This is a genomic window from Methylibium sp. (assembly GCF_013817345.1).
In the GTDB taxonomy this organism is placed as follows: Bacteria; Pseudomonadota; Gammaproteobacteria; order Burkholderiales; family Burkholderiaceae_C; genus Methylibium.
On sequence record NZ_JACDCW010000012.1, the window covers coordinates 34,466 to 57,399 of the forward strand.

Consider the following 22,934-nt stretch of genomic DNA (forward strand, 5'->3'; position numbering starts at 1 on the left):
AATCGACGCGGTGCGCATCCTCATCGCCAACGACGACGGTTATCTCGCCCCCGGACTGGCGGCGCTCGTGGAGGCCTGCCGCGGCCTGGGCGAGCTCGACGTGGTGGCGCCCGAACAGAATTCGAGCGGCACCTCCAATGCGCTGACGCTGCACCGGCCCCTGTCGGTGCGCACGGCGTCCAACGGCTATCGCTTCATCGACGGTACGCCGTCGGACTGCGTGCATGTCGCGCTCACCGGCCTGCTGCCGTACAAGCCGGATCTGGTCGTCTCGGGCATCAACAACGGCGCCAACATGGGTGACGACACGCTGTATTCGGGCACCGTGGCGGCGGCGATGGAGGGCTATCTGTTCGGTATTCCGTCGATCGCGTTCTCGCTTGCGGAGCGCGGCTGGACGCATCTGGATGCTGCGGCTCGCGTGGCGCGCACGCTGATCGAGCAGGTGACCCTGCAGTCGTTCCCCGCCTCGGCACGCGGCGCGTGGCTGCTCAACGTCAATATTCCCGATCGCCGGCACGCCGAGTTGCACGGCCTGCGCATCACGCGGCTCGGGCGCCGCCATGCCAGCGAGCCCGTTATCTGCCAAAGCAACCCCCGCGGTGAGCCGATCTACTGGATCGGCGCGGCAGGCGACGCGCGTGAGGCGGGCGAGGGCACCGACTTTCACGCGGTCGCCAATGGTTGTGTTTCGGTGACGCCCTTGCAAGTGGACCTGACAGACCATGCAGGACTTCCCGCCTGGCGGGAAATGCTGGCGGCTCGCGCATGAGCCCTCTGCCTGGCCACCACGGCGCGCGAAGCGGCTCCTCCGGATCCTCAAAGGGCTCGCTCCCCCCCGGCGGGACAGCGCTGCGCGTCGGGGCGCGTCGATGAGCGACGCAGAGCGAGCGGCGCCGAAGTTTCCCTTGCGACTGGACCGCATGACAGCCCAGGCACGCAGGCTGGCGGTGCCCACCGCTGCGCAGCGCTCGGGGACTGCGGAGACGAAGCCGGCACGACCCTGCTCGCCTGCGCCGCAAGGCCCGCTGATCCGCCCGCAGCGTCCGCTGCACGAAGCCGCGCTCGACAGCCGGCGGGTCGCCGTGCCGGCCGGCCTGGGTTTCGATTCGCACCATGTGCGTGAACGCATGCTCGCGCGCCTCGCGGCCGAGGGGGTGCGCGACCTGCGCGTGCTGAGCGCCATGCGCGCGGTGCCCCGCCACGTTTTCGTCGATACCGCGCTGGCCTACCAGGCCTATGAGGACACCAGCCTGCCCATCGGGCTGGGGCAGACCATCTCCAAACCGTCGGTAGTGGCTCGAATGATCGAGCTGCTGATCGCCGAACAGCGGCCCGATGCCCGGCTGCGCTTGCTCGAGATCGGCACCGGTTGCGGCTACCAGGCGTTGGTGCTGGCGCAGTTCGCACGTCAGGTGGTTTCGATCGAACGGCTCAAGCCGCTGCACGACAAGGCCCGCGACAACTTGGCTGGACTGCGCCACGACAACCTGCGGCTTGTTTACGGTGACGGCCGCCTGGGCCATGCGCCCAATGCGCCCTACGACGGCATCATTGCCGCCGCTGGCGGCGACGGCATTCCCGGCGCCTGGTGCGAGCAGTTGGCCGAGGGCGGCCGGCTGGTGGCACCGATGCACGACGCGCGCAGCGGCGGCCAGGTGCTGGTGGTCATCGACCGACGGCCCGACGGCAGCCTGCGGCGCACCCTGTACGAGGCGGTGCGGTTCGTCCCCCTAAAATCCGGCGTTGGTTGAACGAGAGTGACGAAGCTCATGCATTTCCAGTTTCCTCGCGGATCACGCGTGCGTGCAGCACTCGTGGCCGCCGCCGTGTTGTCGTTGGCGGCCTGTGCTTCCGGGCCGCGGACCGCACCGCCCGTTGAAGACCGTTCGCTGCGCAACGTGGCGCCCGGCGCCATGCCGGCCACCGGTCCGCTCGTCGATCCGGCTCTGATGCCCGGTGCCGAAAACGCCGGCAAGCCCGGCTACTACACGGTTCGGCCCGGCGACACGATGATCCGAATCGGGCTCGAAACCGGCCAGAACTGGCGTGACATCGCCAGCTGGAACGGCATGGACAACGCCAACGTCATCGAGGTCGGCCAGGTCATGCGGGTCGTGCCGCCGCTGCCCGACCCGGCGGCGGTCGCCACCCAACCGGTCACGAGTGCGCGTGTGGAGCCGCGGCCGCTCGACCTGCGCGGCACGACGCCGGCTCCCGAAGCGCCGGCGAGCGCCGCGCCGGTGCCGGCTGCCCCGAGCGCTGCCGCGCCCGTGGTCCTGCCGACGCCTGCGCCGACGCCTCCCGCTGTGAAGGACGAGAACGATCCCGGCTGGGCCTGGCCGGCCAGTGGCCCAGTGCTTGCGCAATACGACGAGGCACGTACCAAGGGAGTGGTCATCGGGGGCAAGCCCGGCGACGCTGTGCTGGCGGCAGCGGACGGTCGCGTCGTGTACGCCGGCTCGGGGCTGCGCGGCTATGGCAACCTCGTCATCGTGAAGCACAACCCGACCTACCTGAGTGCCTACGCACACAACCGCGCGCTCCTGGTCAAGGAAGACCAGCCAGTGCGGCGTGGCCAGCAGATTGCCGAAATGGGTTCGACCGATGCCGATCGCGTGCAGCTGCACTTCGAGATCAGAAAGCTCGGCAAGCCCGTTGATCCAACGCGCTTGTTACCGCCGCGCTGAGGCGCTGGCCCGATCATGACCGACAGGAAGCGCCACTTGCACAACGGCAGCGCGCTTCCGGGAGCGGGTCATGCAGGCAACGGCGCGGCCGCCGGGCTGCCGGCAGACGGGGAGGCTTTCCCGCCGACCGGCGGGGACGACGACATTCCTGATCTGACGATTCCAGTCGCCCTCGCCGCGGGCGAAAGCGAGATCGGCAACACGCTGCAGGTCTACCTGCGCGAGATCCGCCGTGCACCGCTGTTCACGCCGACCGAGGAGTTCGCCACCGCGACTCGCGCGCGCGCAGGCGACTTTGCGGCGCGCCAGCAGATGATCGAGCGCAACCTGCGGCTGGTCGTCAGCATTGCCAAGAACTACCTCGGCCGCGGGCTGCCCATGACCGACCTGATCGAAGAAGGCAACCTCGGCCTTATGCACGCGATCGGCAAGTTCGAGCCGGAGCGCGGTTTCCGTTTCTCGACCTACGCGTCGTGGTGGATACGCCAAGGCATCGAGCGCGCGATCATGCACCAGGCCCGGCTGGTTCGACTGCCGGTGCATGTGGTGCGCGAGCTCAATCAGGTGCTCAAGGCCCGGCGTGTGCTCGAAGGTGTGGCGGCCGCCGGCGCCACAGGTCGCGCCGTCAGTGCAGAAGCGGTGGCCGCTGCGCTCGGCCGCCCGGTGCAGGAGGTGAGCGAATTGCTGCGTTTCGCCGAACAACCGACTTCGCTCGACGCGCCGCTGGAGCGCCACCCCAGTGAAAACGGCGCCGAGACCGTGATCGACATGGTGGTCGACGAACAGGCCGCGGACCCGCTGGGCCAGCGTCTCAGCCACGAGCTGGACGTGTTGCTGCAGCACGGCCTCGACGAACTCAGCGAGCGTGAACGCGAGGTGCTGTCCGGCCGTTACGGACTGCATGACCGCGAGCCGGAGACACTCGAAGTGCTGGCCGAGCGGCTGGGTCTGACGCGCGAACGCATCCGCCAGATTCAGCAGGAGGCGCTCGGCAAGCTCAAGCGCCGCATGGCCCGCAAGGGCATCGACCGCGACTCGGTGTTTTGAACGGCCTCGGCCGCCCGAGCGCCCGTCGAGCACGCGGGGGTTCCACGATGTTCGCTGCAACGTGGCGTCAACCGCCTGTTCATCCGTTCGCGCGCTCGGCTCGCCCGAGATAATTGTGGCATGACGGCAAGAGACGAATGGCTGACGGTTGAATCGCTGGATCTCGAAGCGCAGGGCGTGGCACACAACGCCGAAGGCAAGGTGGTGTTCATCGACGGTGCGCTGCTCGGCGAACAGGCACAGGTGGCGGTAGGCCGGCGCAAGAACAACTGGGAACAGGCCAGCGTGGTGGCGTTGCGGCACGAGAGTTCACAGCGCGTCGTGCCGCGCTGCGAGTTCTTCGGCGTCTGCGGCGGCTGCAAGATGCAGCACCTCCACATCGGCGCGCAGATCGCGGTGAAACAGCGCGTGCTCGAAGACAACCTGTGGCACCTGGGCAAGGTCAAGGCCGAGCAAGTGCTGCGTCCGATCGAGGGGCCGACCTGGGGCTATCGTTACCGCGCCCGCCTGTCGGTGCGGCACGTGGTCAGGAAGGGCCGGGTACTGATCGGCTTTCACGAGCGCAAGTCGAGCCATGTGGCCGACATGACGCAGTGCGAGATCCTGCCGCCGCACTTGAGTGCGATGCTGCCAGCGTTGCGCAGTTTGATCGAGGGCATGGACGGCCGCGACCGGTTGCCCCAGATCGAGGTGGCGATCGGCGAAGCACCCGAGGGCCGGGTCACCGCGCTCGTGCTGCGGCACCTGGAGCCGCTCGGCGTCGCAGATCGGCAGCGCCTGCGTGCTTTCGCCGCTGCGCACGACGTGCAGTGGTGGCTCCAGCCCAAGGGGCCCGACGGCGTGCACCGGCTCGACGAGAACGGCCCGCCGCTGGCTTACACCTTGCCTGAGTTCGGCATCGTAATGCCGTTCAAGCCAACCGACTTCACCCAGGTCAACCACAGCATCAACCGCGCGCTGGTGGGCAGGGCGCTCGGCCTGCTCGACGTGCAGCCGCACGAGCGGGTGATCGACTGGTTCTGCGGCCTGGGCAACTTCACGCTGCCGATCGCCACCCGGGCGCGCGAAGTGCTCGGCATCGAAGGCAGTGCCGCGCTGGTGGTGCGTTCTCGCGAGAACGCGGCCGTGAACGGCCTGGCCGGCAAGGCTGCCTTCGAGATGCGCAACCTGTTCGAGTTGAGCCCGTCAGATCTGCTGCAACACGGGCTGGCCGACAAATGGCTGGTCGATCCGCCGCGCGAGGGGGCCCTGGCTCTTGTCAAGGCGCTGATCGATGCCGTGCAGGCGCCGGACCCGGACAATGCCTGGCTGCCGCCGCGGCGCATCGTCTATGTGAGCTGCAACCCGTCGACACTGGCACGCGACGCCGGCTTGCTGGTCCATCAAGCCGGCTATCGCTGCACAAAAGCTGGAACCGTGAACATGTTTCCGCACACGGCGCACGTGGAATCTATCGCGGTGTTCGAGCAAGAGCGGGGGTGAGCCCTAGCGCGCGTACAACGGAAAACGGGGCCCGAAGGCCCCGTTTTCTTTGATCAGCAGCAGCACGCGACTACTCGCGTTCGCCTCCAAAGATGCCCAGCAGGCTCAGCAAGCTCTGGAAAATGTTGTAGATGCTGAGGTAGATGCCCAGGGTGGCGGTCACGTAGTTGGTCTCGCCGCCATCGATGATGCGCTTGATGTCATAGAGGATGAAGGCCGAGAAAATCACGACGGCCAACGCCGAGATCGTGGCCATCAGCGCCGGCATTTGCAGCCAGATGTTGGCCACCGCCGCAACGATGATGCCGATCACGCCGACCATCAGCCACTTGCCCATGCCCGAAATATCGCGCTTGATCGTCGTGGCCAGTGAAGCCATACCGAAGAACACGACCGCCGTGCCGCCGAAGGCAAAACCGATGAGCGAAGCGCCGTTGCTGAAACCGAGCACGGCTCCGATCAGGCGCGACAGCATCAGGCCCATGAAAAAGGTGAATCCGAGCAGCAATGCCACGCCGATGCCCGAATTCTTGAACTTTTCGATGGCGAAGAAGAAGCCGAAAGCGATGCCCATGAACAGCAGGAATCCGATGAACGGACTGCCCGCAAAGAAGCTGAAGCCGGTGCTCACGCCAACCCAGGCTCCGAACACTGTAGGGACCAGCGACAGGGCCAGGAGCCAGTAAGTGTTGCGCAGCACGCGATTGCGCTGCTCGCTGACCGCGCCGGCACCCAGGTAGCCGGTCTGCAGGGTTTCGTTCATCAGAACCTCCTTGTAAGTAGCACCGCCCGATTGGAGCGAATAGGGGAATTCTAGTTCCGGTCTGCGGGTGTCGTTGTAGTCTCCGCTGTAGCGCGAACTCAGGTCGCCGGCGCTGCTCGCCGACATGACCTACTCGTCGCTATAAAGTGCGGGCTTTCCACTGCTGGTCAAGACGCCATGCACACCAAACCCTGTCTTTCCCTGTCCGATATCAAGCGCGTCGCCGCCGCTGCCGAAGCGCAGGCACTGGCCAACCAGTGGCCGGTGACGATCGCGATCGTCGATGACGGCGGTCACCTGCTGTGGCTGCAGCGCCTGGATGGCGCTGCACCCGCTTCCGCGCACATCGCACCGGCCAAGGCGCATACGGCGGCTGTCGGACGCCGTGAGAGCCGCATCTACGAGGAAATGATCAATCAGGGCCGTGTCTCTTTCTTGAGCGCCCCGACCCTTCACGGCATGCTCGAGGGCGGCGTGCCCATCATCGTGGAAGGGCACTGCGTGGGCGCTATCGGGGTCAGCGGCGTGAAATCGAACGAGGACGTGCAAATCGCACGCGCCGGCCTGGCAGCCCTGGGCTGAGGCTCCTTACCGGCCCGCTTGGCCTTCCGACCGATGGCAGGGCAGACAGTACCCAGCACGCCCCGACGATCACAACCGGCAGGCAGGCGAGCCACCACATTGGGTGTCACGCCTGGGCCAACGTCAGTACATGCAGCCCCGCGCCATGGGCTGCCGCGCCGCAAGAAGAGCCTTCGCGCGCGTCGTCGAAAACCGCCCGGGCGCAGTCGCCGCAGCGGCCACAACCGGTTGCTACTCCCGTGCTGAACTGCAATTCGTCGAAGCTATCGCAGGCCACGGCATGGCGTTCGATGTCACGGTGAGAGATGCGGTGGCAAACGCAGACGATCATGGCGCGTAGTCCGGCGGAAGAGGGAACGAACGGACTATAAATAGGAATGATTCGTACTTCAATGCCCATGTCGCAGTAAAGGATTTCCTGGGCTCGCTTGGATCTGCCGAATGGATGGGTCAGCCGTCCACTTCGCCCATCTGCGACTGAAGGTAGTTCTGCACGCCCACCTGGTCGACCAGGCCGAGCTGGGTTTCAAGGAAGTCGATGTGTTCCTCGGTGTCGTCGAGGATGTCCTGCAGCACTTCACGCGAGACATAGTCGCGCACGGTCTCGCAATGAGCGATGCCGTCCTTGATGGTGGCCTGGGCGCCGCGCTCGAGCCCGAGGTCGCTGCGCAGCGCCTCGATCAGGTCCTCCCCGATCATCAGTTTGCCGAGGTCCTGCAGATTGGGCAGGCCGTCGAGCATGAGGATGCGGTCCATCAGCTTGTCCGCATGCTTCATTTCGCCGATCGACTCCTCGTACTCCTTCTTGGCGAACTTGTCGTAGCCCCAATGCTTCATGAGCCGGTAGTGCATGAAGTACTGATTGATCGCCGTCAGCTCGTTCTTGAGCTGCGCGTTGAGGTGAGCAATGACTTGGGCGTCGCCTTGCATGAGAGTCTCCTTGAGTGGTGAAGCCGAGTCCCCGGCAAACCGCCGCAGGCAATGGCGGCGGTGCGGCGGGGGTGGCTGGCTATAATTTACAGGTTTACCCGCATCATCCTGCCCGCGCCTACTCTTTCGCCCAGAGGCCGCTCCGTCTGTCCCTCCGGAAGACCCCGACCGACGCTGCTCGAGCGCCGAGTCGGCGCGTGCAACAACGGAGAATCCCGTGCTGCCCGACCTGCCTTCCGCCCTTCTCGTACTCGCAGACGGCACGGTGTTTCAAGGAACCTCGATCGGCGCTGCCGGCCATACGGTCGGCGAGGTGGTGTTCAACACCTCGCTCAGCGGCTATCAGGAAATCCTCACCGACCCGAGCTACGCGCTGCAGATCGTCACGCTGACCTACCCGCACATCGGCAACACCGGCGTCAATGACGAGGACGTCGAGGCAGGCAAGGTACATGCCGCCGGCTTGGTGATCCGCGATCTGCCGCAGGTCGAATCGAACTTCCGCAGCACGCGCAGCCTTGGCCAGTATCTGCGCGACGAGGGGACCGTGGCCATCGCCGACATCGACACGCGCCGGCTCACGCGCTTGCTGCGCACGCGCGGCGCGCAGAACGGTTGCATCCTGGCGCTGCCCGGCGGCGTGGCGGTAACGCCGGCGCATGTCGATGCTGCCTTGTCCAAAGCGAAGGCGGCGCCCAACATGGCCGGCCTCGATCTCGCCAAGGTGGTCAGTACCGCCATGCCCTATGCGTGGACGGAGACCGAATGGGTCCTCGGCAGCGGCTGCGGCACTCAACGCGAGCCGCGTTTCCACGTGGTGGCCTACGACTACGGCGTCAAGCGCAACATCCTTCGCATGCTCGCCGAGCGCGGCTGCCAGATCACGGTGGTGCCGGCGCGTACGCCGGCTTCGGAAGCCTTGCTGCTGAAACCCGACGGCATCTTCCTCGCCAACGGACCGGGTGATCCCGAGCCCTGCGACTACGCCATCGAATCCACCCGAGAACTGATCGAGCGCAGCCTGCCTACCTTCGGCATCTGCCTGGGCCACCAGATCATGGCGCTGGCTTCGGGCGCGAAGACCTTCAAGATGAAATTCGGCCACCACGGTGCCAATCACCCCGTGAAGGACCTCGACAACGGGCGCGTGTGCATCACCAGCCAGAACCACGGCTTCGCAGTCGACGAGAGCACGTTGCCGGCCAACTTGCGGACCACGCACGTGAGTTTGTTCGACGGCACGCTGCAGGGCCTCGCCCGCACCGACAAGCCCGCCTTCTGCTTCCAGGGCCATCCCGAAGCATCGCCCGGTCCGCACGACATCGGCTACCTGTTCGATCGCTTCATTGCGCTGATGGAAAAACACTGACATGCCCAAGCGCACCGACCTTCAAAGCATCCTCATCATCGGCGCCGGCCCGATCGTCATCGGACAGGCCTGCGAGTTCGATTATTCCGGCGCTCAGGCCTGCAAGGCGCTGCGCGAGGAAGGCTTTCGCGTCGTTCTCGTGAACAGCAATCCGGCGACGATCATGACCGATCCGGAGATGGCTGACGCCACCTACATCGAGCCGATCACCTGGCAGGTGGTCGAGAAGATCATCGCCAAGGAACGGCAGGCCCGGCCCGACGAGAAGATGGCGGTGCTGCCCACGATGGGCGGGCAGACCGCGCTCAACTGCGCGCTCGATCTCCACAAGCATGGCGTGCTGGCCAAGCACGGCGTCGAGATGATCGGCGCCAACGAACACGCCATCGAGAAAGCCGAAGACCGCCTCAAGTTCAAGGACGCGATGACCGGCATCGGCCTGGCCTCTGCCAAGAGCGGCATCGCCCACTCCATGGACGAAGCGCTCGAGGTCCAGCGGCGCATCACCAAGGACATCGGCGGCTCCGGCTTTCCGATGGTCGTGCGTCCCAGCTTTACCCTGGGCGGCACCGGCGGCGGGATCGCCTACAACCCGGAAGAGTTCGAAGAGATCTGCAAGCGGGGTCTGGATCTCTCGCCGACCAAGGAATTGCTCATCGAGGAGTCGCTGATCGGCTGGAAGGAATACGAAATGGAGGTGGTCCGCGACAAGGCGGACAACTGCATCATCGTGTGCTCGATCGAGAACCTGGACCCGATGGGCATCCACACCGGCGACTCGATCACCGTGGCCCCCGCGCAGACCCTGACCGACAAGGAATACCAACTGCTGCGCAACGCCTCGATCGCGATCCTGCGCGAGATCGGCGTCGATACCGGCGGCTCCAACGTGCAGTTCTCGATCAACCCGGTTGATGGCCGCATGGTCGTCATCGAGATGAACCCGCGCGTGAGCCGCTCCTCGGCATTGGCCTCCAAGGCGACCGGGTTTCCGATCGCCAAGGTGGCCGCCAAGCTGGCGGTGGGCTATACGCTCGACGAGTTGAAGAACGACATCACGGGCGGTGCCACGCCGGCCTCGTTCGAGCCGAGCATCGACTATGTGGTCACGAAGATCCCGCGCTTCGCGTTCGAGAAGTTTCCGGCCGCCGACTCACGCCTGACCACCCAGATGAAGTCGGTGGGCGAGGTCATGGCCATGGGCCGCACTTTCCAGGAAAGTTTTCAGAAAGCGCTGCGCGGTCTGGAGACCGGCATCGACGGCCTCGACGAGCGCAGCAGCGATCGCGAAGAGATCGTGCAGGAGATCGGCGAGGCCGGGCCCGAGCGCATCCTGTTCGTGGCCGATGCCTTTCGTATCGGCATGAGCCGCAAGGAGATATTCGAAGAGACCGCGATCGATCCCTGGTTCCTGGCGCAGATCGAGCAGCTCGTGCAGGCCGAGACCGCGCTCAGGGGTCGAAGCCTCGCGGGGTTGAGCAAGGAAGAGCTCCGTTTTCTCAAGCGCAAGGGCTTCTCCGACAAGCGCCTGGCCAAGCTGATGGCCACGAACCAGCACGCGGTGCGCGCTGCGCGGCATGCTCTGGGAGTGCGCCCGGTCTACAAGCGCGTGGACACCTGCGCGGCGGAGTTTGCGACGCAGACCGCCTACCTTTACTCGACCTACGACGAGGAATGCGAGGCCGAGCCGACCGATCGCAAGAAGATCATGGTCCTGGGCGGCGGCCCCAACCGCATCGGCCAAGGCATCGAGTTCGACTATTGCTGCGTGCACGCTGCGCTTGCTTTGCGGGAGGACGGCTACGAGACCATCATGGTCAACTGCAATCCGGAGACGGTTTCGACCGACTACGACACCTCGGACCGCTTGTATTTCGAACCGGTGACGCTCGAAGACGTGCTCGAGATCGTCGACAAGGAAAAGCCGGCCGGCGTGATCGTTCAGTACGGCGGCCAGACGCCGCTCAAGCTGGCACTCGACTTGGAGCGGGCCGGCGTGCCCATCGTCGGCACCAGTCCCGACAGCATCGACATCGCCGAAGACCGCGAGCGCTTCCAGCAGCTGCTGCACAAGCTGGGCTTGAAGCAGCCGCCCAACCGCACTGCACGCACAGAAGAGCAGGCGCTCGTTCTGGCGCAGGAGATTGGCTACCCGCTGGTCGTGCGGCCGAGCTATGTGCTCGGCGGCCGCGCCATGGAGATCGTGCATGGCGACAAGGACCTGGAGCGCTACATGCGGGAGGCGGTCAAGGTCAGCGAGAAGTCGCCGGTGCTGCTCGACCGCTTTCTCGACGATGCGGTCGAGGTCGATGTCGACTGCATCAGCGATGGCGAACAGGTGATGATCGGCGCGATCATGGAGCACATCGAGCAAGCCGGGGTGCACTCCGGCGACTCGGCCTGTTCGTTGCCGCCCTACGCGCTGAGCGAGCGTCTGCAAGACGAACTGCGCCGGCAGACCGCGGCGATGGCCATGGCTCTGAAGGTGGTCGGCCTCATGAACGTGCAGTTTGCGATTCAGGGGGAGGGCGAGAACGCGGTCGTCTACGTGCTCGAGGTCAATCCCCGGGCCTCGCGCACCGTTCCTTTCGTGTCCAAGGCGACCGGCCAGCCGCTGGCCAAGATCGCGGCGCGCTGCATGGTCGGTCAGAAGTTGAATTCGCAGAAAGCGCTGGGCGGCAGGCCGCCGCGCGAGACGGTGCCGCCCTACTTCAGCGTCAAGGAGGCGGTGTTCCCCTTCAACAAGTTCCCCGGCGTCGACCCGATCCTCGGCCCGGAAATGCGCTCGACCGGTGAGGTCATGGGCGCGGGTCGCAGCTTCGGCGAGGCCATGCTCAAGAGCCAGCTCGGCGCCGGCTCGAAGCTGCCGAGCAAGGGCGTGGTGTGCATCACCGTCAAGAACGCCGACAAGGCCCGCGCGTTGGTGGTGGCGAAAGAACTCGTCGCGCTCGGCTTCACGATCGCGGCGACCAAAGGCACGGCGGCGGCGTTCAGCCAAGCCGGCGTGGAGGTGAAGACGGTCAACAAGGTCAAGGACGGCCGCCCGCACATCGCCGACATGATCAAGGCGGGCGAGATCCAGCTCGTGTTCACCACGGTGGACGAAACGCGCACCGCGATCGCCGACTCGCGCTACATCCGCACGGCGGCGATCGCCAACCGCGTCAGCTACTACACCACCATGGCGGGTTGCGAGGCGGCAGTCGAGGCGCTCAAGCACCAGGACGACTTGACCGTGCTGTCGCTGCAGGAATTGCACGCGCAACTCCACTAAACTGCAGACTCGATGCGGCCGCCCCGGAGTCCGGGGCGGCTGACTTTTTTGAGACTGACGTTTTCGAGAGACAGCCATGGCTACCACCATCCCGCTCACCCTGCGCGGCGCCGAAAAACTCAAGGACGAGCTGCAGCGGCTCAAGTCCGTGGAGCGCCACGCCGTGATCCAGGCCATCGCCGAGGCGCGTGCCCAGGGCGACCTGTCGGAGAACGCCGAATATGAGGCGGCCAAGGACAAGCAAGGCTTCATCGAAGGCCGTATCGCCGAGATCGAGAGCAAGATGGCCGCCGCGCAGATCATCGACCCGCAGGCGCTCGAGGCCGGCGGCAAGGTGGTTTTCGGCGCCACGGTAGACCTGGAAGACGAGGCCTCGGGCGAGGCGGTGACTTACCAGATCGTCGGCGACGACGAGGCTGACCTGAAGCAGGGCCTCGTCTCGGTCAGCTCGCCGATCGCCCGCGCCATGATCGGCAAGGAAGCCGGCGAGGTCGCCGAATTCCAGGCACCGGGCGGGGTGCGCCGCTACGAGATCGTCGAGGTGCGTTACCAGTGAGCCTGGCGCAGCCCGGCGGCTTCGGCGAGCGCCTGCGCCGGCTGTTCCCGGCCCTGTGGCTGGGCGTGTTGCTGGCCATCGCCCTGATCGCAGCGCCGACCCTGTTTGCCCAGCTCGAACGGGCCGCGGCCGGCCGGGTGGCCGGTCGGCTGTTTGCCCTAGAGGCGCAGCTCAGTCTTGCCTTGTGCATCGCCCTGGGATTGATCGAGCGCCGGCGCGCTTCGCTGCGGGCTGCCGCTGGTCACGGTTCGCGAATCAGCGCCGAACTGCTGCTGGTGCTCGGCGCGCTGTTTTGCACGGTGTGCGGTCAGTTCGCGTTGCAGCCATTGATGGAAGCCGCCCGTGCCGGCGAGGGGCGCTGGTCCTTTGGAGTCCTGCATGCGGTCTCGGTCGGCTTTTATGGCCTCAAGACGCTGCTCGTCGCTGCGTTGGCGTGGCGAGGCGCGCGGTCATGACCCGTGCCGGGGTCGTGGCGTGCCGCAAAGCGCGGAAAACCGGCGGCTGGATGCCCGCCATCCGCCGTTTGTGGCGGCAACCCGTTCGCCTTTGCCCTTCGGTTAGGAGCCGAGAACCATGAGCGACGCCAGGCATCCGCCCGCCCGAACACTGGCCGGCATTTTCTTCGCAGGCTTGATTGCCGCCCTGCCACTTGCCGCGACGCTGCTGGTCGTGGTGTGGGTGCTGCGGCTTCTGTTCGACTACGTCGGGCCGGGCAGCTTCATCGGGCAATTGCTCGTCGCGCTCGGCCTGGGCGGCGCGGGATCCGAGGTGGTGGGCTACCTGATCGGCGTGGCGATCGTGCTGCTGGCGATCTTTGCGCTCGGCCTGCTCGTTCAGACAAAGCTGCGGAGCTGGCTCGGACGCACCACCAACGCCCTGGTACAGCGCATCCCTGTGGTGCGCAACATCTACAGTCTGGTCGAGCGTTTCGTCGGCCTGTTGTCGACGCGAGAGACGGGCGGGTTGCAGTCGATGCGCCCGGTGTGGTGTCACTTCGGCGGGCCGGGTGGCGTGGCGGTGCTCGGCCTGCTGTCGTGCGCCGAGCCGATCTTGCTGAACGGCGCGCCTTTTCATGCGGTGCTGCTGCCGACCTCGCCGGTGCCTGTGGGCGGCGGGCTGCTGTATGTGCCGCAGGCCTGGGTGACGCCAGCCGAAATCGGCATCGAGGCGCTCACCAGCATCTACGTGTCGATGGGCGTTACCTCGACGCAGCATCTGCCGATGGCGGCGCCGGCGGCGTGATCAGGCGCCGCCACCCCCCTTTTTGCTGCTGGGCACGCGCCGCTTGGCGCGCTTGACGATGCCACCTGCCGTCAGTCGCTGGTTGCCCAGCACGGTCAGCTTCTTCACCTGGGCGCGGTGATTGCCGCTCTTGGAGAACTTCAGGATCTTCACGGTTCGTGGCCCGGCTTTTCGCCTCTCGTCCTCGACTTTCGGCTTCGGTGTGACCGGTCGCCACAGCACCAGCAGCTTGCCGATGTGCTGGATGGGAGCGGCACCGAGCTGATCGCACAGGCTGGCGAACAGGGCTTCGCGGCTTGAGCGCTCGTCGGAGAAGACACGCACCTTGATCAGTCCGTGGGCCGAGAGACCGGCGTCGGCCTCCTTGAGCACCGCGGGTGTCAGGCCCTCTGCGCCGATCATGACGACCGGATCGAGGTGGTGCGCTTCGGCGCGGTGGGCCTTGCGCTCGGCAGGCGTGAGTGAAAGGGCAGGCATGCCCCTATTATCGATCGCAGATGAAGACAAACACCAAGAGCAAGAAGGTCAACAAGGCTTGGTTAAACGACCATGTCAACGATACGTATGTGAAGCTGGCGCGCAAGGAGGGCTACCGCGCCCGCGCCGCGTACAAGCTCAAGGAGATCGACGAGGCGCTGGGGTTGATCCGCCCCGGGCAATTGGTGGTCGACCTGGGCGCCGCTCCGGGCGCCTGGAGCCAGTACCTGCGGCGCCGCTTCGCGCCTGCGAAGGCCGGCTCGGGCGGTGCGGCGGTCGGCGAGCTCGACGGCACGATCATTGCGCTCGACCTGGCCGAGCTGGAGCCGATCGAAGGCGTGCGTTTCATCCAGGGCGATTTCCACGAGCCGGCCACCTTGGCCGAGCTGCAAGCTGCACTGGGCGGCCGGGCGGTTGACGTCGTTGTTTCCGACATGGCGCCCAACCTGTCGGGCATCGCCGCTTCGGACTCGGCGCGCATGGCGCTGCTGATCGAGCTGGCGCTCGAGTTCGCCTTGATCAACCTGAAGCCGACGGGGGCCTTGGTTTGCAAGGTTTTCCATGGCAGCGGGCACAGCCAGTTGGTCGAGCTGTTCAAGAAGAGCTTTCGCGTCGTCAAGCCCATCAAACCGAAAGCTTCCCGCGACAAATCAGCCGAAACCTTTTTGGTCGGCATCGGTCCCAAGAAAAGGTGAAAACCCGGTCGAAACAAAACGCGGAGGTCGGCAAGACCTATCACCGACCATGGCAAAGCCGATCGGACGAAGGGGTTGACTCGACTAAACTCAACCTCACTTGCCCGTAGATGTAGGAATTTTCTTGCAGCAAATGTTCAACGCCCTTTGCGGGCGAGATTCGGTGGAGGAGACGCGGTGAACAATCAATGGTTCTCTAAGGTCGCTGTCTGGCTGGTCATTGCCTTGGTCCTGTTCACGGTATTCAACCAGTTCAACCGTACTGCCACGGCCGGCGCACAGATCGGATATTCCGACTTTCTGGAAGAAGTGCGCACCAATCGGATTGCTTCGGTGACCTTGCAGGAAAGCGGCAGCGGGGCGACCGATATCCGCGCGCAAACCACCGATGGTAAGACTCTACGCACCACGGCGACCTATCTCGACCGCGGCTTGGTGGGCGACCTGATCGACAACAACGTCAAGTTCGACGTGAAGCCCCGTGAAGAACAGTCGATCCTCATGAGCATTCTGCTTAGCTGGGGCCCGATGCTCCTGCTGATCGGCGTGTGGATCTACTTCATGCGTCAGATGCAGGGCGGCGGCAAGGGCGGCGCTTTCAGCTTCGGAAAATCGAAGGCGCGCATGCTCGACGAGGCGAACAACTCCACGACCTTCCAGGACGTTGCCGGCTGCGACGAGGCCAAGGAAGAGGTGAAGGAACTGGTCGACTTCCTCAAGGACCCGCAAAAGTTCCAGAAGCTCGGCGGACGCATCCCGCGCGGGGTTCTGCTGGTTGGCCCCCCCGGCACCGGTAAGACCCTGCTCGCCAAGGCGATTGCGGGCGAGGCCAAGGTGCCGTTCTTCAGCATTTCGGGCTCCGACTTTGTTGAAATGTTCGTCGGCGTGGGCGCCGCCCGCGTGCGCGACATGTTCGACCAAGCCAAGAAGAACGCACCCTGCATCATCTTCATCGACGAGATCGATGCGGTCGGCCGCCACCGTGGCGCCGGTCTGGGAGGCGGCAACGACGAGCGCGAGCAGACCCTGAACCAGATGCTGGTCGAGATGGACGGCTTCGAGACCAACGTCGGCGTGATCGTCATGGCGGCCACCAACCGGCCTGACATCCTCGACCCGGCGCTGCTGCGCCCCGGCCGCTTCGACCGGCAGGTTTATGTGACCTTGCCGGACGTTCGCGGCCGCGAGCAGATCCTCAACGTGCACACGCGCAAGGTACCGATCGGCCAGGACATCCGCGCCGACATCCTGGCGCGCGGCACGCCGGGTTTTTCGGGCGCCGATCTGGCTAATCTGGTTAACGAGGCGGCATTGTTCGCAGCGCGGCGCAGTGCGCGCGTGGTCGAGATGGTCGACTTCGAGAAGGCCAAGGACAAGATCATGATGGGCCCCGAGCGCAAGTCGATGGTCATGCCGGAGGAAGAGCGCAAGAACACGGCCTATCACGAGTCCGGCCATGCGCTGGTTGCGCGGCTGATGCCCAAGACCGACCCGGTGCACAAGGTGACCGTCATACCGCGCGGCCGTGCGCTCGGCGTGACGATGCAGCTGCCCGAGGGTGACCGCTACAGCCTCGACAAGGAACGCATGCTCAGCACGATTTCGGTGCTGTTCGGCGGGCGCATAGCCGAAGAAGTGTTCATGAACCAGATGACCACGGGCGCCTCCAACGACTTCGAACGTGCCACGCAGCTAGCCCGTGACATGGTCACCCGCTACGGCATGACCAATGAGCTCGGCCCGATGGTCTATGCCGAAAACGAGGGCGAGGTTTTCCTCGGCCGATCGGTGACCAAGCAGGTGAACGTTTCCGAGCAGACGATGCAGAAGGTGGATCGCGAGATCCGCAAGATCATCGATGAGCAGTACTCGATCGCACGCAAGCTGATCGAGGACAACCAGGACAAGATGCACATCATGGCCAAGGCCCTGCTCGAATGGGAAACCATCGATGCCGAGCAGATCGACGACATCATGTCTGGCAAACCACCGCGCGCGCCCAAGGACTGGACCTCGACCAACGCCGCCGGCGTCAATGGTGGCAGCGGCAGCGGCGGTGCACCGAGCGGCAACCCCGACGGCACACCGGTGACGGTGGTCTGACCGGTTTTCCGATAACAGAGGACGGGGCTTCGGCCCCGTCTTGCGTTTTTCCTCGGCATTCACTTCGAACATGATCTGGCAGACCGCTCGCCAAACCATCGACCTCGCGGTGCCGCGGGTGATGGGCATCGTCAACACCACGCCGGATTCCTTTTCTGACGGCGGTCGCCATGCCGGCGCAAAGGCCGCGCTGTTGCACTGCGAAGCCCTGCTCCGCGAGGGCGCCGATATTCTGGACATCGGCGGCGAGTCGAGCCGTCCCGGCTCGGACGCGGTCGTTCTCGCCGAGGAACTGGCCCGGGTCATGCCGGTGTTGCAGGAAGCCGTGAAGTTCGGCGTGCCGGTGTCGGTGGACACCACCAAGCCTGAAGTCATGCGAGCGGCGCTCGAGGTGGGCTGCGACATCGTCAACGACATCAATGCCCTGCGAGCGCCCGGCGCGCTCGAGGTCGTGGCCGCGCACCCGACTTGCGGCGTTTGCCTGATGCACATGCGCGGCGAGCCGAAGTCCATGCAAGCCGATCCGCACTACGGCGACGTGGTGGCCGAAGTGGCTGACTTTCTGCGCGAACGCCTGCAGGCCCTGCTGATGCGGGGGGTCGGGCCCTCGCGCATTGCGCTCGATCCGGGCATCGGTTTCGGAAAGACCCCGGCACACAACTTCGAGCTGCTGGCGCGCCAGCGCGAGCTGCTGACGCTCGGCGCACCCTTGCTGGCCGGATGGTCGCGTAAGTCGTCGCTCGGCACTTTGACCGGGCGGCCGGTCGAGGAGCGTCTGGTGGCCAGCGTGGCCGCCGCGTTGGCCTCGGTGCAGCTGGGTGCGCGCATCGTGCGGGTCCACGACGTGGCGGAAACGGTCGATGCGCTGAAGGTATGGCGCGCCGCGGGTCTGTGCGCCTGAACGGGTCGACGAGATCGCCCGAGCCGGGGGACCGCTCGTGCTGCCGCCGCGCCGCTGCCGGTCACAATCGCGCCCCATGAGCAGACGCTACTTCGGCACCGACGGCATCCGTGGCACGGTCGGCGAGCCCCCGATCACTCCCGATTTCATGCTGCGCCTCGGCCACGCGGTGGGCCGCGTGCTCAAGGCGCAGGAGGCGAGGCCGACGGTGCTAATCGGCAAGGACACCCGCATTTCCGGCTACATGCTCGAGTCCGCGCTCGAGGCCGGCTTTGCCTCGGCCGGCGTCGATGTGTTGCTGACCGGCCCGCTTCCGACACCCGGCGTGGCTTACCTGACGCGCGCGCTGCGCCTGAATCTGGGCGTGGTGATCAGCGCCTCGCACAACCCGTTCGGCGACAACGGCATCAAGTTCTTTTCGGCACAGGGCGCCAAGCTGTCCGATTCCTGGGAGCAGGCGGTCGAGGCTGCTCTGGAAGAGGCGCCGCAGTGGGTCGACTCGGGGGGTCTCGGCAAGGCCCGCCGCCTCGACGACGCGCAAGGCCGCTATGTCGAGTTCTGCAAGAGCACTGTCGCCGCAGATTTCACCCTCAAAGGCTTGAAGCTCGTCGTCGACGGCGCCCACGGCGCCGCCTACGTCGTTGCGCCCAGTGTGTTCCACGAGCTCGGCGCGGAAGTGGTGGCGATCGGCTGCAGCCCCGACGGGCTCAACATCAACGACGGCTTCGGCGCCACCCACCCCGAGGCGCTGGTCCGTGCGGTGGGCGAGCACCAGGCCGACTACGGCGTGGCGCTGGACGGCGATGCCGACCGGCTGCAGATCGTCGATGCCGACGGGCGGCTCTACGATGGCGACGAGTTGCTTTACCTGATGGTGGCGGAGCGGCTGGCGCGCGGTCACCGGATCGCCGGCGTGGTCGGCACGCTGATGACCAATCTGGGCGTCGAGCAGGCGCTCAAGCGGCGCGGCGTGGCTTTCGTCCGCGCCAAGGTCGGCGATCGCTACGTGCTGGAGGAATTGCTGGCGCGCGGTTGGCAGCTCGGCGGCGAAGGCTCCGGGCACCTGATTGCGCTCGACTGCCACACCACTGGCGATGGCTTGATCAGCGCCCTGCAGGTGCTTCAGGCGGCGGTGCGCAGCGGCCGCACGCTGGCGCAGCTGCTCGACGGTGTGACGCTCTTTCCACAGGTGCTGATCAACGTCAGGCTGCGCCCGGGGCAGGACTGGAAAACCAACACTGCCCTGGCCGACGCGCAGCACAGCGCCTTGGCCGAGTTGGGTCAGCGCGGCCGCTTGCTTATCCGGCCGTCGGGGACCGAGCCGCTGCTGCGCGTGATGGTCGAGGCCGACGATGCGGACTTGGCCGAGCGCTGCGCCCAGCGGCTCGCCGAGGTCGTGCGCCAAGGCTGAGCCACCCCAGGGGAGCAGGGCGGCTGCCTTGCTCCGGCAGCCTGAGTAAGCCCGTGACAAACGGGCGACGATTCGATGACTTATCCGTGACCGTACTGCCATTCTTGCAGGCGGCAGGCCATTCATGCCGCTGTCACAAACACTGCCTAGAGTGCTGTCATATCGAAACACCTCTGGAAAGGGCAGTCCATGAAACACACATTCCTGCGTTCGGCCTTCGTGGCGGCCGCGATGATCGGCGGCTCGACCATCGCCCTCGCCCAAGAGATCACCGGTGCTGGCGCGACCTTCCCGGCGCCCGTTTATGCCAAATGGGCCGATGCCTACAACAAGGCAACCGGTGCTCGCGTGAACTATCAGTCGATCGGTTCGGGCGGCGGCATCAAGCAGATCAGGGCCAAGACAGTGGACTTCGGTGCCACGGACATGCCGCTGACGGACGAGGATCTGGCCAAGGACGGCATGATCCAGTTCCCGACCGTGATCGGCGGCGTGGTGCCGGTGGTCAACATCAAGGGTATCGCCCCGGGCCAGATCAAGATCACCGGCCAGGTGCTCGGTGACATCTACCTGGGCAAGATCACCAAGTGGGACGATCCGGCATTGACCGCGCTGAACCCTGGAGTGCCGTTGCCCGACGCTCAGATCGCGGTGGTGCGCCGCGCCGACGGCTCCGGCACGACGTTCATCTTCACGAACTACCTTTCGAAGGTGAACGCCGAATGGAAGGAAAAGGCCGGTGAGGGCACGGCGGTCAAGTGGCCGACGGGCGCGGGCGGCAAGGGCAACGAGGGCGTGTCGGCCTTCGTGCAGCGCCTGCCGAACTCGATCGGCTACGTCGAGTACGCCTACGCGAAGCAGAACAAGATGTCGCATGTGCTGCTGAAGAACAAGGACGGCAACTTCGCCGCCCCTGACGAGGCGAATTTCAAGGCGGCTGCGGCCGGCGCCGAGTGGGACAAGAGCTTCTATCAGATCCTGACCGAGCAGCCCGGCAAGGACACCTGGCCGATCAGCGGCGCGACCTACATCCTGATGTACAAGTCGCAGGACAAGCCCGAGAACGCCGCCAATGCGCTGAAGTTCTTCGACTGGGCCTACGCCAACGGCGACAAGATGGCCTCCGAACTCGACTATGTGCCGATGCCCGATTCGGTCAAGGAACTGGTTCGCGAGCAATGGGCGGCCAACATCAAGGACGCCGGCGGCAAACAGATCGCGTTCAAGTGATGCGTTGACTCCCGGCTTTCGGGCTGGGAAGCGGGGTGATGCCGTCGAGGCACGCCCCGCTTTTACGTTGCAGGAGGACCGAACGTGGCCGCTACACTGCCAGCTACCCCTTACGACCACGAAAAGAAGATGGATCGATCGGACCCTCGGGGGCGGCCGCCCCCTGGCAGGCGGACATCGCCGTGGGTCGACACGCTGTTTTCCGCCCTCGCGCATGGCGCAGCCCTTTTCACGCTGGCGATCCTGGGCGCGATCATCGTGACACTGGTCATCGGCGCCTGGCCGTCGATCAGCGCTTACGGCCTGAGCTTTCTTTGGCGCAGCGAGTGGGACCCCGTGCAAGACGAGTACGGTGGCCTGGTGATGATCTACGGCACGATCATGACCTCGTTCATTGCGCTGCTGATCGCGGTGCCGGTCAGTTTCGGCATCGCGTTGTTCCTGACCGAGCTGTCGCCAAGTTGGCTGAGGCGCCCGCTGGGCACGGCGATCGAACTGCTGGCCGCGGTGCCATCGATCGTCTATGGCATGTGGGGTTTGCTCGTGTTCAGCCCCATTCTCACGACCTTCGTGCAGCAGCCGCTGCAAAACGCCTTCGGTGACGTGCCCGTGCTCGGGGCTCTCTTCAGCGGTCCGCCGGTGGGGATCGGCATCTTGTCGGCGGGGATCATCCTGGCGATCATGATCATTCCTTTCATCGCGTCGGTGATGCGCGACGTGTTCGAGGTCACGCCCCCGATGCTCAAGGAGTCGGCCTACGCGTTGGGCTCGACCACGTGGGAGGTCGTCTCCAAGGTCGTGTTGCCCTATACCAAGACGGGTGTGGTCGGCGGCATCATGCTCGGTCTCGGCCGGGCTCTGGGCGAAACCATGGCCGTGACCTTCGTCATCGGCAACTTCAACCAGCTCGATTCGCTGTCGCTGTTCGAGGCCGCCAACAGCATCGCATCGGCGCTCGCCAACGAATTCGCCGAGGCCGACGAGGGCCTGCACCAAGCGTCGCTGATCTACCTCGGTCTGGTGCTGTTCTTCATCACCTTCGTCGTCCTGTCGTGCTCGAAGCTGCTGCTGATGCAGTTGCAAAAGGGCGAGGGGAGGCGCTCATGAGCAGCATCACGACCCCGGCTACGGCCGAGCATCAGGCGCGCCGCATGAGCAAGCACCGGGCGCGCAAGCAGGTGAACGCGATCGCGCTGGTGCTGTCTCTGGCCGCCATGTCCTTCGGCTTGTTCTGGCTGATCTGGATCCTGATCGAGACGGTGCGTCTCGGGGTCGGCGGTCTGTCGCTCTCACTGTTCACCGAGATGACGCCGCCGCCGCTGGCGGAGACCGGTGGCCTGGCCAACGCGATCTTCGGCTCGCTGCTGATGGTGACCCTGGCCACCGCGCTGGGCACGCCGATCGGCATTCTGGCCGGCGTCTACCTGGCCGAGTATGGCCAGAAGACCTGGTTGGGCTCGGTAACCCGCTTTATCAACGACATCCTGCTGTCGGCGCCTTCGATCGTCATCGGCCTTTTCATCTACGCGGTGGTGGTGGCGCGGTTCAATTCCTTTTCGGGGTGGGCGGGCGTCCTGGCGCTCGCACTGATCGTGATTCCGGTGGTGGTCCGCACCACTGAGAACATGCTGGCATTGATCCCGAATTCGCTGCGCGAGGCGGCCTATGCGCTGGGCACGCCGAAATGGCGGGTGGTCATGACGGTCACGTTGAAGGCGGCGCGCGCCGGCGTGGTCACCGGCGTGCTGCTGGCATTGGCGCGCATCGCCGGCGAAACGGCGCCACTGCTCTTCACCGCGCTGTCCAATCAGTTCTGGACCAGCGACCTGAGCAATCCGATGGCCAGCTTGCCGGTGACGATCTTCAAGTTCGCATTGAGCCCTTACGAGAACTGGCAGCAGCTCGCCTGGGCCGGCGTCTTCCTGATCACTTTCGGCGTGCTGATGCTCAACATCCTCGCGCGCGTGCTGTTCCGCAACAAACACTGAAATCGGAGGACGCTTCGACATGGACGCAAAAGTCGAGATGCCGGTGACCGAAAAGCCCAAGCTTTCGGTGCGCGGCCTGAATTTCTACTACGGCCACTTCCTGGCGCTCAAGCACATCGACCTCGACATCCCGGAGAACAAGGTCACTGCCTTCATCGGCCCCTCCGGCTGCGGCAAGTCGACGCTGCTGCGTT

At 65.4% G+C, this 22,934-nt stretch carries 23 protein-coding genes; 19 read left to right on the forward strand and 4 right to left on the reverse strand.

The window, feature by feature from the left end; all coding sequences use genetic code 11:
- Positions 1 to 10: 10 nt before the first annotated feature.
- The 5 genes from surE (at position 11) to rlmD (ending at position 5,219) form a co-directional block, all read left to right on the forward strand.
- Positions 11 to 772: a 5'/3'-nucleotidase SurE gene (gene surE, locus H0W40_RS03900; protein WP_292443379.1), complete on the forward strand. Its 762-nt coding sequence runs from the start codon at positions 11 to 13 to the stop codon at positions 770 to 772.
- A gap of 151 nt (positions 773 to 923) precedes the next feature.
- On the forward strand, positions 924 to 1,754 hold the full coding sequence (locus H0W40_RS03905; RefSeq protein ID WP_292443381.1) for a protein-L-isoaspartate(D-aspartate) O-methyltransferase: 831 nt from the start codon (positions 924 to 926) through the stop codon (positions 1,752 to 1,754).
- A 48-nt stretch (positions 1,755 to 1,802) separates the two neighbouring features.
- Positions 1,803 to 2,690 (forward strand): peptidoglycan DD-metalloendopeptidase family protein, encoded by an 888-nt coding sequence (locus tag H0W40_RS03910; RefSeq protein WP_292443384.1) that lies wholly within the window; start codon positions 1,803 to 1,805, stop codon positions 2,688 to 2,690.
- A 15-nt stretch (positions 2,691 to 2,705) separates the two neighbouring features.
- The gene (gene rpoS / locus H0W40_RS03915; RefSeq protein WP_292443387.1) at positions 2,706 to 3,737 is read left to right on the forward strand and encodes an RNA polymerase sigma factor RpoS; all 1,032 of its coding nucleotides are present in this window, start codon (positions 2,706 to 2,708) and stop codon (positions 3,735 to 3,737) included.
- 120 nt (positions 3,738 to 3,857) lie between these two features.
- Positions 3,858 to 5,219: a 23S rRNA (uracil(1939)-C(5))-methyltransferase RlmD gene (gene rlmD / locus H0W40_RS03920; protein WP_292443390.1), complete on the forward strand. Its 1,362-nt coding sequence runs from the start codon at positions 3,858 to 3,860 to the stop codon at positions 5,217 to 5,219.
- Between the two features lie 70 nt (positions 5,220 to 5,289).
- On the opposite strand, the gene H0W40_RS03925 is transcribed toward rlmD, so the two are convergent.
- Positions 5,290 to 5,982, reverse strand: coding sequence for a Bax inhibitor-1/YccA family protein (locus H0W40_RS03925; protein ID WP_292443393.1), 693 nt, complete (start codon positions 5,980 to 5,982; stop codon positions 5,290 to 5,292).
- A gap of 177 nt (positions 5,983 to 6,159) precedes the next feature.
- On the opposite strand from H0W40_RS03925, the gene H0W40_RS03930 reads away from it, so the two are divergent.
- Positions 6,160 to 6,564 (forward strand): heme-binding protein, encoded by a 405-nt coding sequence (locus H0W40_RS03930; RefSeq protein ID WP_292443395.1) that lies wholly within the window; start codon positions 6,160 to 6,162, stop codon positions 6,562 to 6,564.
- 106 nt (positions 6,565 to 6,670) lie between these two features.
- Here the strand turns inward: H0W40_RS03930 and H0W40_RS03935 are convergent, their stop codons facing one another.
- Positions 6,671 to 6,895 (reverse strand): (2Fe-2S)-binding protein, encoded by a 225-nt coding sequence (locus H0W40_RS03935; protein ID WP_292443431.1) that lies wholly within the window; start codon positions 6,893 to 6,895, stop codon positions 6,671 to 6,673.
- A 119-nt stretch (positions 6,896 to 7,014) separates the two neighbouring features.
- Positions 7,015 to 7,494 carry a bacterioferritin gene (gene bfr / locus H0W40_RS03940; RefSeq protein WP_292443396.1) on the reverse strand — a complete coding sequence of 160 codons (480 nt, stop codon included), beginning with the start codon at positions 7,492 to 7,494 and terminating at the stop codon, positions 7,015 to 7,017.
- 217 nt (positions 7,495 to 7,711) lie between these two features.
- Between bfr and carA the strand changes: the two genes are divergently transcribed.
- From carA to H0W40_RS03965, 5 genes are all read left to right on the forward strand, one after another.
- Complete coding sequence (gene carA, locus H0W40_RS03945) at positions 7,712 to 8,863, forward strand: glutamine-hydrolyzing carbamoyl-phosphate synthase small subunit (protein WP_292443398.1); 1,152 nt, start codon at positions 7,712 to 7,714, stop codon at positions 8,861 to 8,863.
- A 1-nt stretch (position 8,864) separates the two neighbouring features.
- On the forward strand, positions 8,865 to 12,137 hold the full coding sequence (gene carB, locus H0W40_RS03950; protein ID WP_292443400.1) for a carbamoyl-phosphate synthase large subunit: 3,273 nt from the start codon (positions 8,865 to 8,867) through the stop codon (positions 12,135 to 12,137).
- A 76-nt stretch (positions 12,138 to 12,213) separates the two neighbouring features.
- Positions 12,214 to 12,693, forward strand: a complete 480-nt coding sequence (gene greA, locus H0W40_RS03955; RefSeq protein ID WP_292443403.1) for a transcription elongation factor GreA — start codon at positions 12,214 to 12,216, stop codon at positions 12,691 to 12,693.
- Positions 12,690 to 13,148 carry a DUF4149 domain-containing protein gene (locus tag H0W40_RS03960; RefSeq protein WP_292443406.1) on the forward strand — a complete coding sequence of 153 codons (459 nt, stop codon included), beginning with the start codon at positions 12,690 to 12,692 and terminating at the stop codon, positions 13,146 to 13,148. Before greA ends, H0W40_RS03960 begins: the two co-directional genes overlap by 4 nt.
- A 118-nt stretch (positions 13,149 to 13,266) precedes the next feature.
- The gene (locus H0W40_RS03965) at positions 13,267 to 13,935 is read left to right on the forward strand and encodes a DUF502 domain-containing protein (RefSeq protein ID WP_292443408.1); all 669 of its coding nucleotides are present in this window, start codon (positions 13,267 to 13,269) and stop codon (positions 13,933 to 13,935) included.
- Here H0W40_RS03965 and H0W40_RS03970 read toward each other — a convergent pair whose 3' ends face one another.
- Positions 13,936 to 14,412 (reverse strand): YhbY family RNA-binding protein, encoded by a 477-nt coding sequence (locus tag H0W40_RS03970; protein WP_292443412.1) that lies wholly within the window; start codon positions 14,410 to 14,412, stop codon positions 13,936 to 13,938.
- Between the two features lie 20 nt (positions 14,413 to 14,432).
- Between H0W40_RS03970 and H0W40_RS03975 the strand changes: the two genes are divergently transcribed.
- The 8 genes from H0W40_RS03975 to H0W40_RS04010 form a co-directional block, all read left to right on the forward strand.
- Entirely contained in the window at positions 14,433 to 15,107 is a 675-nt protein-coding gene (locus H0W40_RS03975) for an RlmE family RNA methyltransferase (RefSeq protein WP_292443415.1), read from the forward strand.
- Between the two features lie 177 nt (positions 15,108 to 15,284).
- Positions 15,285 to 17,210: an ATP-dependent zinc metalloprotease FtsH gene (gene ftsH, locus H0W40_RS03980; RefSeq protein WP_292443417.1), complete on the forward strand. Its 1,926-nt coding sequence runs from the start codon at positions 15,285 to 15,287 to the stop codon at positions 17,208 to 17,210.
- A gap of 70 nt (positions 17,211 to 17,280) precedes the next feature.
- Positions 17,281 to 18,111 (forward strand): dihydropteroate synthase, encoded by an 831-nt coding sequence (folP, locus tag H0W40_RS03985; protein ID WP_292443420.1) that lies wholly within the window; start codon positions 17,281 to 17,283, stop codon positions 18,109 to 18,111.
- Positions 18,112 to 18,187: 76 nt separating this feature from the next.
- Positions 18,188 to 19,522 carry a phosphoglucosamine mutase gene (gene glmM, locus H0W40_RS03990; protein WP_292443423.1) on the forward strand — a complete coding sequence of 445 codons (1,335 nt, stop codon included), beginning with the start codon at positions 18,188 to 18,190 and terminating at the stop codon, positions 19,520 to 19,522.
- Positions 19,523 to 19,711: 189 nt separating this feature from the next.
- On the forward strand, positions 19,712 to 20,752 hold the full coding sequence (pstS, locus tag H0W40_RS03995; RefSeq protein ID WP_292443426.1) for a phosphate ABC transporter substrate-binding protein PstS: 1,041 nt from the start codon (positions 19,712 to 19,714) through the stop codon (positions 20,750 to 20,752).
- Between the two features lie 129 nt (positions 20,753 to 20,881).
- Complete coding sequence (gene pstC / locus H0W40_RS04000) at positions 20,882 to 21,859, forward strand: phosphate ABC transporter permease PstC (protein WP_292443434.1); 978 nt, start codon at positions 20,882 to 20,884, stop codon at positions 21,857 to 21,859.
- Complete coding sequence (pstA, locus tag H0W40_RS04005; protein ID WP_292443429.1) at positions 21,856 to 22,740, forward strand: phosphate ABC transporter permease PstA; 885 nt, start codon at positions 21,856 to 21,858, stop codon at positions 22,738 to 22,740. The genes pstC and pstA overlap by 4 nt, the downstream gene beginning before the upstream one ends.
- Before the next feature lie 19 nt (positions 22,741 to 22,759).
- A partial coding sequence (locus tag H0W40_RS04010; RefSeq protein ID WP_292443437.1) for an ATP-binding cassette domain-containing protein occupies positions 22,760 to 22,934 on the forward strand: 175 nt, incomplete at its 3' end.